The following is a 9,434-nucleotide window of genomic DNA, read 5'->3' as shown; positions in this document are numbered from 1 at the left end:
GGTGCTCTCAACTATTATACACCAGAATTTCTAGTAAAACCATGTAAAAAAGGTGACTCTAAAAATGCGATCGCCTTGTTATTCCGGAAGACCAGTGCCGCAACACATCATAAATTGTGAAGCTGCATGGTCTCCTGCAACACGCGGAAACCTTTAAGAAGCATCCAGGTTGCAGCTGGACAGGTACCGATAATTACGCCCGTTGCCATTCAACCTCATCTGAATGCAATCCGTGGGATTCTGAACATCGATCCCGCCTGCTCCCAAAACAAAGTAATATCGTGCCAGACCACGACCCTCCCAGCCTACATTTTTCGTGCTTGTCGTGGGATTGCGAGCAATTCGCCAACCTGGAGTGCTGGTCTCTCCGCCAGCATTTGTCACTGCTACGGAAGTCACCCGACCATTCCTCGCACAGACCTGGGTTGTTTGCCAGTAGGTATAGAGCGTATTGCCGAGCAACGCCTTTCTTTTAGCGCTTTGATTCAATCCCCAGCAGCCAGTATAGGTGCTCAGGGTCGAAGCGCCCTGGGTCGAAGCGCCCTGGGTCGGAGCGCCCTGGGTCGGAGCGCTATCGATCGGCTGGGACTGAACCTCCAAAGCAGCAGGCTGAGTCACACTATCCACTAAGTTTTGTTCTTCTACGGTCAGATCTGAACGGGCCTGAACCGGATCATTTGCATTGTAAACCTGTTCGGCCAGAGCCAGTCCCCGTTGGACAGATGGATCTTCGGCTGGATTTGCGCCATTAGTGTCCACTTCTTGGTTAGGGTCAGGTGTTTCTACCGCTTCATTGTTTTGTGCTAACTGAATCGAAGGAACAGAACCATCGCGGGTTGGTAGACCTAGTTTTAATTTTGAATTTTCTATCCGTTTATTGCTTGTAGTAGCTGCATTTAGATTAGCGGCAAGTAAAGGAATAGATAAGAATGTTGCTGTAGTGAGAATGAGTGTTAGACATCTTTTGATTTTCATATTCTACTTTGTTTGATTAGTGACGTTTTAAACCAACTAAACATTATGAACTGAAAGAAATTTCTGTATACTTCTCAGCTTCAAGGGTGTAAGTTTTACGCACAATCGGCTATTTCTTTACAAAACTTTACAATTGCAAGAGTTTATACCCTGTATTTCTGACTGGAGTTTAGACTAAGACACAACAAAGTGACTCAGAGGTACTGAGTTAAGGAGCTACACACATCAAAATATAAAAGTTAAAGATTCAAGCCAACTTTGACTGTTGTTTTTTTGGTCGAGAAGTACTTTTTTTGACAATGGGGCAACGGATTTTACGACGACGAGGTTGTCCTATAGACCACCCTGGTGACTTTCCACGGGGTTTGGGAGGATGTGATGGTGTGCCAATCGCCGTGAAAACTGCTCCCATCGACTGAGCAACTCTTCCAGGTGTCAAATTGGTGATTGACTTCTGCCAAGGAAGAGGGCGATCAATCACAAGATCGCGAGCCAACCATAATTGCCAACTAAGGAGTGGCATAAGATCGCTCCATCGCTCACACTGCTCCCTGGTACCTAGTTTGGGTAGTGTCCAGTGAAGACGTTGTTTGGCGAATCGATACCAGTGGTCAACAGCAAAGCGACGTAGATACTGACGCCAGGTATGGGATAATTCGGGTATTCCTTCGCCTACCCAGACCAGCCATAAAGGTCTAGCTTTTCCCATGAGTGCTTCTGATAGTCGCTCAACTTGGATGACATGCATATTGGTCTTGGCAGACTGCTGGAAATGGAGATGGCACCATAGATGTAGGCGCATTCGCCCTAATTTTGGGTCGAGTATCTCTAACATTTTATCGGGTGTCCACCATGTTGTTGAGTCGTTGAGCTTAAATTTATCACCGTGGACACGAGGATGACCAAGGAGACGGAATGATTTTTTCTTCGATACTGTTGCATAATTCCGGGAACTTACGGTGATCTATGCCCAGGTAAAATGGTGTCAGCCTCCAACACTTACGATTTCCGAACATCAAGTATTCACTCAAGGCTGAGCAACACAAACGCGATCGCGACCTTCTTGTTTAGCACAATACAAAGCAGCATCTGCAGCTTTCATCACAGCCTCGCCAGTCAAACCGTGTTCTGGGTAGCAAGCCACTCCCAGAGATAACGATATGGTATCTAAGTTGCGATCGTGATGTTGCAATACTAAATGCTTGACACCTTCTCGAATCAATTCAGCACGTTCTAGAGTTGTTGCTGAACAAGCCAATGGTAATATTAACATCATTTCCTCACCACCATAACGACAGGCAATATCACCATCTCGAATATGTTTTTTCAAAAACGCGGCTAATTCTTGCAATACAGCATCCCCAGCATCATGACCAAAAGTATCATTGAAGCGTTTAAAGTAGTCAATGTCTATCATGACGATCCCAATAGTGCTTTGTTGGCGTTTCGCCCGGTGAATTTCCCTTTCTAAAGTATCTTCAAGGTAACGTCTATTAAATAGACCAGTTAAAGGGTCGCAAATACTCTGTTGCTTAAGAGCTTCATGCAATCTTAAGTTAGCTAATCCCACAGCGATGTGTTCGGCTGTGGTGACACCAAACTGCTGTTTTGCTTTTAGTTTTCCTGGTTCATCGGAACTTAAATACAGTACCCCCAAAGCCTCTCCTTGCGCCATCATAGGAATGCACAAAGATTCACTAGAAGATTGAGAATAACTTTTTTGTTTCCTGTGATGACAGGGTATACATAAAAGGTTGGCATCTATTAAATGTAGCCTTCCCCGTCTCAGTCCCCAACAATCTTGCGCTTCAAAAAATAACTCAGTTGTAGCATCAGCATTCCCCCAAGCCGCCACTGCTTCTAACAAATTTTTTTCACGATTTAGCACAAAGATTGCACCTGACACATCAGGAAACAAATGTTGAATTAATCTAGCGAGTGCTTGATGTGCTTCTTCAACAGATACACAAGCTTGTAAAATATCGCTCAGTTCACCTAACGATGCAATTTCGCGATTGCGTATTTCTAATTCCTTAACCCAACTGTTGAGTTGTGAATTAGCTAGTTGCAATGCTTGCTGTACTTGCTTTCGTTCCACTAGAGAAGCAACAAAGTTCGCCAAACTGGCTATCCATCTTAGAAATGATGCATCTGGCTGAATTCGTTCTGGATGAGCCAAACTCAAAGTTCCTATTACTTGTTGGTTAACTAGCATTGGTTGACATACAAACGTCTGAACATTGAGTTGTTTTAAGATTGGATTGGTAGAATGTACTGTAGTTTCTTCTGGTTGATAAAGTTTAACCAAAGGCTGCCCTGTCAAAACAACTGTGCCAGAAAGAGTTTGGTTTATGGGAACTTCCAGATTGTCACAAGAAGCTAGTGCGGGAATTCCTGTTACTCCGATAAATTCCATAACATGACGATCGCGATTATAAAGTTCGATCGCTACAACAGGAAAACAAGTGGCTAGACTAATTTCCGTGACGGTTTCTCGAGCTGCTGTTTCGAGAGATTCTGTGTTCAAAGCTATTTCAGAAATTTTATGAAGAGTTAGCAATTGTTGATTTCGTAACAAAAGGTCTGATTCTGCTTGTTTGCGTTCGGTGAGATCGACAGCTACACCACCTATTAATGTTTGCCCGTTTGCATCAAATAAAGGAAACTGATATGTCAAAAACTCGTAAACTTTTCCATTAGAGTTTAAGATAGACTCGTTTAACTCAGAAGCGTTTCCAGTGCTAGTAATATATTTAATACAGTTTAATTGTTGTTGAGCAATTTCCAATGGATAGAGGTCAAAAATTGTCTTTCCTATTACCTCTAATACCGATCGTTCGCACCAATTTTCAAAGCTTCTATTGCAATAAACGAATTGACCATTGCTATCAGTTATCCAGCATAAAAGCGGGCTGTGATTCATAAAAGCTTGAAAATTGGCTTCTATTTTCCGTAGAGCGGCTTCCGTTGCTTTGCGATCGCTAACATCTCTAAGAATAATAGTAAAGTAATTACCGTTGACCAACTCTAGTTGAAACATGGAAGCTTCGGAGGGAAATTTTGTTCCATCTTGGCGACAACCTATAATTTCACAGCGTTCCCCTATCTTATCTAAAGATGTGTCAGCACGAAAAGACACAAAAATCTGTTGAAATTGCTGATTAGCAGCACAATCAGGAAAGAGAATATCAATTGGTTGACCCAAAACTTGAGAAGCTGTGTAACCAAAAATCCTTTCTGCTTCTCTATTAAATATTGTAATGAGGTGGGCAGAGTTTACTAAAATCACAGCATCAGAAGAATTATCTAAAATCCCAGACAAACGAACACCACAAGCTAGCACTGCTTCTTCTGCTTGAGCTAATTCCAATGTTTTAACAAACAAGCTAACAAAGACCGATACCTTGGCCAACAACAGTTCCGGTACAAGCGGCTTTAACAGGTAATCAACTGTACCCATCCTAGAGCCTTTTAATACAACTTGTTCGAGATTGCTAGAAGTTGTTAGCAAAATCATTGGTGTGTTATGATTCTTTGGGTATTTCCTCAAAAATGTCGCGTTTGCTAATTCGTCAACTCCAGACATTTCCATATCAAGCAAGATAACAGCAAATTCATGAATAGAAAGATAGTATGAAGCTGCTTCTATAGAATTAGCGCTTACCAAATTATGTTCTAACTGGTTGAGTGACTGTTCTAAAGTCAGTTGATTAGATGAATTATTCTCAACGAGAAGAATATTTACTTTTTGTTGAAATTTACTATCTCCAGTACCTGAATAACATCCCGATTTTTGAGTTAGTTCAATCACAGTATTCATCATAAAATTTCGCCCTACCCTAATGCTGAGTCAGCACTTGTCCGGTTGACTGTCCTTACCGTCAAGTACTTCAATGTCTTGTAGATAGATAGCAACGAAATAGCCCTGAATGCGAGCGTCCTTGGAATCAATTTCCTTGGAAAACTTGCTATCTCAAGCTTGCGGCTCCATATACTTTGTTGCTACTTGCACCCTAGGTTCTCGATCCCCATATATAGAGAAAAGTCCATCAAGAAAAACTACTTGCAGTTAACCGTGAATACCCAGAACCGCTCTCTGTTTCTAAGAAGTCTTTACTCTTGGGTATTTACTGTTACCAGTCAACAGTTGTCATAACTGACTGTGTTAACTTACTTACTTTTACCCTACTTTTTAAAAGTTTTATAAAATCTTAATGTTTTATATCTATAATTCTAAAGATTTTTTAAAAAAATAACATTGTATAAGTACTTAAGATTAAAAGTATTAATTTTAAATAAGAATGCCGTATTTTTGCTGAGATTCTGAAAAAGAGCGATCGCTATTGTTGTTTTTGATTACAATTACCGAAAAAATAGTAGTGTCGCATAAAAAGTATTTAGGCGCATTGGGAAATCTATGGCACTTTATTTAGACTCGGCAATGGTCTCAGAAGCTGAAATTGCCAGCAAAATGGGATGGGTGAAAGGCATTACTACAAATCCAACGCTTTTAGCGAAAAGCAATGAACCGCCAGAAATCGCACTCAAAAAATTATCACAGTTGACAACTGGACCTTTATACTATCAATTGACAACATCTGATTTTGATGGAATGGTAGCAGAAGGAAGAAAAGCTTATGAAATTATTGGCGAGCAAACAATACTAAAGATTCCTGCAACGTCCCTTGGATTTCAAGTGGTAGCGTATTTGTCTCCAGAAATAACTTGTTCGGTAACGGCAATATATAGTGCAGCGCAAGCAGCAGTTGCACGGGAAGCAGGTGCTAAGATTGCGATCGCATATGTCAATCGTGCTACAAAATTGTTAGGTGACGGTATTGCTTTAGTAAGAGACATGGCAAGTGTACTTCAAAAAAGCAATGTAAAAATTCTTGCAGCCAGCATCAAATCACCACAAGAAGCAGCAGCATCTCTCCAAGCAGGGGCAGATCATCTGACACTTCCTTTAGCAATGTTGCAAGCAATGACAACTCACGAACTCTCTGAGAAAACTTTTGAAGACTTTAATCGGGATGGTGTTGGTTTGACAAAGGGAGTAGGGAGTAGGAAGTAGGGAGAAGAAAAGTTTTATTTGTTTTGGCGTACAAACTCTAAACTATCTTCAATACAAAAAACGTCCGGGAGTGTTGCCGTGTTTCCACCCCAGACGTTTTTTGATTTACACTTTGCTCCTCACACACAACTAAAGAATATCATTATCTTTGTTCAAGAGCAAGTGAAAAAGGTGACACTTTGAAAACTGGACTAGATTAGTTACTAGTTAGTGGTTAATGGTTAGTGGGAGAAGAAAATTATCGTTTGTTCTTGTATTCTAAAATCTCTCTTATGCAAAAAACGTCCGGGAGTGTTGCCGTGTTTCCACCCCAGACGTTTTTTGATTTACACTTGCTCCTCACACACAACTAGAGAATATCATTGTCTTCGTTCAAGAGCAAGTGGAAAAGGTGACACTTTGCTAAGTGTACCAGTGACCAGTGACCAGTGACCAGTGACTAACCCTAGTGTAAAAAGTGACGAGTACCCGTTAACACCATAACCAAACCCAATTCATTAGCAGCATCGATCGAATCTTGGTCGCGCAAACTGCCTCCTGGTTGGACAATAGCAGTAATTCCAGATGCGGCGGCAGTTCTCACCGAATCATCAAAGGGAAAGAAACCATCACTTGCTAAAAATGCTCCCTTTGTTTTTTCCCCTGCCTGTTCTAATGCAATTTTTACAGAGCCAACACGGTTCATTTGACCTGCACCTACACCCAGGGTTGTTAGGTTTTGACTTACAACAATAGCATTAGACTTGACGTGTTTGCAAACTTTCCAAGCGAATAGCAGTTCTTCTAACTCTTGTTCTGTAGGTTTTTTTTCCGTGACAAATTGCCATTGACTTGTATCGGCTAATATATCATCAGCAGCTTGCACGAGGAAACCACCTGCAATAACTTTTACTAAATCTTTTGGTTCACTGCTTAGCTGTGGTAATGTCAATACTCGCACCTTTGACTTAGCAGCTAAAATTTCTTGTGCGCGAGCATCGCAATCGGGAGCAACTACACATTCTAAAAACGTCTTTGTCAATTCCGTTGCAGTTTCAGCATCAATGGTACGGTTGAGGGCAACAATTCCACCAAAAGCAGACACGGAGTCAGCATTAAATGCTTTTTGATAAGCTTCGTGGAGAGTATTTCCTAATGCAACACCACAAGGATTGTTATGTTTAATAATTGCTGCTGCGCTTGTATCCGTAAACTCAGCAATCAGAGTTCGAGATGCTTCTAAGTCAACTAAGTTATTATAACTGAGTTCTTTGCCTTGCAGTTTAGTTGCTGCTGCCCATCCACTTGGATGAGTTCCCGTTTGATACCAAGCTGCATTTTGATGGGGATTTTCTCCATAGCGAAGGGCTTGTAATTGTTTGCCAGAAAGATTGTAGTTGTCGAACACTTCCCCTTCTGTGCTATGGGAGAGATTTTGAGTCAGATACTCAGCGATCGCGCGATCGTAGCTAGAAGTCTGTAAAAATCCTTTTAAAGCACATTTTTGGCGAAATTCAAAAGATAGATTGCCACCAGATCGGCGCATTTCTTGTAAATATTCTTCATACTGCCCTGGCTCGCACAAAGTAGTTACATGGGCAAAATTTTTTGATGCTGCCCTCAGCATAGCAGGACCACCAATATCTATTTGCTCGATTGCCTCGGGTAGAGTTACACCTTCAGTAGATATAGTTTCCTCGAAAGGATAAAGATTCACCACCACTAAATCAATGGGACGAATTTGGTTATTTTCCAAATCTGTTAGATCTTCGGGTACGTCTCTTCGAGCTAGAATCCCACCATGAATCCGAGGATGCAGTGTTTTGACTCGTCCACCCAAAATTTCCGGTGAACCAGTATAATCAGCTACTTTTGTCACTGGAATTCCTGCATCTTTCAAAGCTTTAGCTGTACCTCCGCTGCTGATGATTTCAAAGTCAAATTCTTCCACCAAGCTACGGGCGAGGTCAATTAAACCAGTTTTGTTAGATACACTCAGCAGTGCTAGACGTGCCATAATTCCCAAGTCTCTTTTGTATAAAAATGAGGGCAGAAGTCTATTTTATAGATAGTGAAGGTGCAAAATCTCCTCAATTTCCGTGGTGCGGGCGTCCCCGCCCGCCACTCATGACAAATGACTAATAACAACCTTAACTAATGAGCTAATTTCCGTGGTGCGGGCGTCCCCGCCCGCCACTCATGACAAATGACAATCTTGACTAGTTCACTTTATTTCGGACGACTGACTTATTGACTATTGAGTGCAAAACCAAAGAGTATTAACTATTGACTGTTGAGTGTTAATTCTTGACTAATGACTCCTACTTTACAATCTATCAATATCCCTCCACAAACCGACCAGCCCCCAAAAGGTCTAATTGTCACTTTACATGGGTGGGGAGCAAACGCAGAGGATGTGGCATATCTTTTACCTTTTTTTAGGTTACCGGAATATCAATTCATATTTCCTAATGCGCCCTATCCTTATCCTTATTCTGCTCTAGGAAGAGCTTGGTATGACCTGCAAACGGAAAATTTGTATCAAGGATTGTCAGAAAGTCGCCAACAGCTGATAGATTGGTTGAAATCATTGGAAAGTAGCACGGGCGTGCCGCTATCTCGCACGATTCTGAGTGGTTTTTCCCAAGGTGGGGCTATGACTTTGGATGTAGGAGTCACATTACCTCTAGCTGGTTTAATTTCCATGAGTGGATATTTACATCCAGTTGAAAAGAAAGATGAAACAAAAAATGATTCTTCTTCAAAAATATCTACAGATTCACCTCTGCCTCCAGTTTTAATTATGCACGGCAGACAAGATACAGTAGTGCCACTGCAAGCAGCAGTCATAGCACGTCAAACTCTAGAATCTTCTGGGTTCTCAGTAGAATACCATGAATTTGACATAGGGCATGAAATCCGTCCGGAAATGCTAGAGTTATTACGCAATTTTATAGTTGCTAATACTTAGGTAATAGAATTCTGCTACCGCTCTTAAACCCCACAATTTGGCTTGTCTTTAAAGATTGTGTTGTTGGGGTTACAAAATTTTTACAAAATCTGGTAGAAATCCTGAATAATTTCACGAAAACTACTCTTTTTAGTGAGTAATATATATTGGGTGGTTGCAATCGTCGCAACCAAAACCCATGGTGGATGCGAATGCTGCAAAAGGGAGGGGCAAGGACAATGACAACTCTAAGCATTTCTAGAAAAGACATTGCTGCTATGACTCCACAAGAGGTGGAAGAATTAGCAACACGTCTAGAACAAGACAACTACAGTGGCGCTTTTGAGGGTTTGAATGATTGGCATCTACTCCGGGCAATCGCTTTCCAACGTCCTGAGTTAGTTGAACCATACATTCATCTATTAGATCTAGAACCATATGATGAAGCATAACAAT

The 9,434-nt window shown here is 41.4% G+C and carries 7 protein-coding genes; 3 read left to right on the top strand and 4 right to left on the bottom strand.

The genetic code is table 11. The features are described 5' to 3' along the window. Nucleotides 1–153: 153 nt before the first annotated feature. From ACKTT2_RS16115 to ACKTT2_RS16105, 3 genes are all read right to left on the bottom strand, one after another. Nucleotides 154–975, bottom strand: coding sequence for a hypothetical protein (locus tag ACKTT2_RS16115; RefSeq protein WP_407888609.1), 822 nt, complete (start codon nucleotides 973–975; stop codon nucleotides 154–156). 247 nt (nucleotides 976–1,222) lie between these two features. Next, nucleotides 1,223–1,723, bottom strand: coding sequence for a hypothetical protein (locus ACKTT2_RS16110; RefSeq protein ID WP_407888607.1), 501 nt, complete (start codon nucleotides 1,721–1,723; stop codon nucleotides 1,223–1,225). Between the two features lie 279 nt (nucleotides 1,724–2,002). Next, nucleotides 2,003–4,798: a diguanylate cyclase gene (locus tag ACKTT2_RS16105; RefSeq protein ID WP_407888605.1), complete on the bottom strand. Its 2,796-nt coding sequence runs from the start codon at nucleotides 4,796–4,798 to the stop codon at nucleotides 2,003–2,005. 594 nt (nucleotides 4,799–5,392) lie between these two features. Here ACKTT2_RS16105 and ACKTT2_RS16100 point away from each other — a divergent pair. Continuing rightward, on the top strand, nucleotides 5,393–6,049 hold the full coding sequence (locus ACKTT2_RS16100; RefSeq protein ID WP_407888603.1) for a transaldolase family protein: 657 nt from the start codon (nucleotides 5,393–5,395) through the stop codon (nucleotides 6,047–6,049). Nucleotides 6,050–6,494: 445 nt separating this feature from the next. On the opposite strand, the gene purH is transcribed toward ACKTT2_RS16100, so the two are convergent. Then, complete coding sequence (gene purH / locus ACKTT2_RS16095; protein WP_407888601.1) at nucleotides 6,495–8,045, bottom strand: bifunctional phosphoribosylaminoimidazolecarboxamide formyltransferase/IMP cyclohydrolase; 1,551 nt, start codon at nucleotides 8,043–8,045, stop codon at nucleotides 6,495–6,497. 297 nt (nucleotides 8,046–8,342) lie between these two features. Here purH and ACKTT2_RS16090 point away from each other — a divergent pair, with 297 nt between their 5' ends. Both ACKTT2_RS16090 and isiD read left to right on the top strand, forming a co-directional pair. Then, complete coding sequence (locus tag ACKTT2_RS16090; protein ID WP_407888599.1) at nucleotides 8,343–8,999, top strand: alpha/beta hydrolase; 657 nt, start codon at nucleotides 8,343–8,345, stop codon at nucleotides 8,997–8,999. 218 nt (nucleotides 9,000–9,217) lie between these two features. Continuing rightward, nucleotides 9,218–9,430, top strand: a complete 213-nt coding sequence (gene isiD, locus ACKTT2_RS16085; RefSeq protein ID WP_407888597.1) for a protein IsiD — start codon at nucleotides 9,218–9,220, stop codon at nucleotides 9,428–9,430. The last annotated feature ends 4 nt before the right edge of the window (nucleotides 9,431–9,434 follow it).

The organism is Scytonema hankhaensis NUACC26, from assembly GCF_045865695.1.
Lineage (GTDB): Bacteria > Cyanobacteriota > Cyanobacteriia > Cyanobacteriales > Nostocaceae > Scytonema.
The sequence above is the reverse complement of the archived record's forward strand: the minus strand, read 5'-3'. Positions and strand labels throughout refer to the sequence as shown.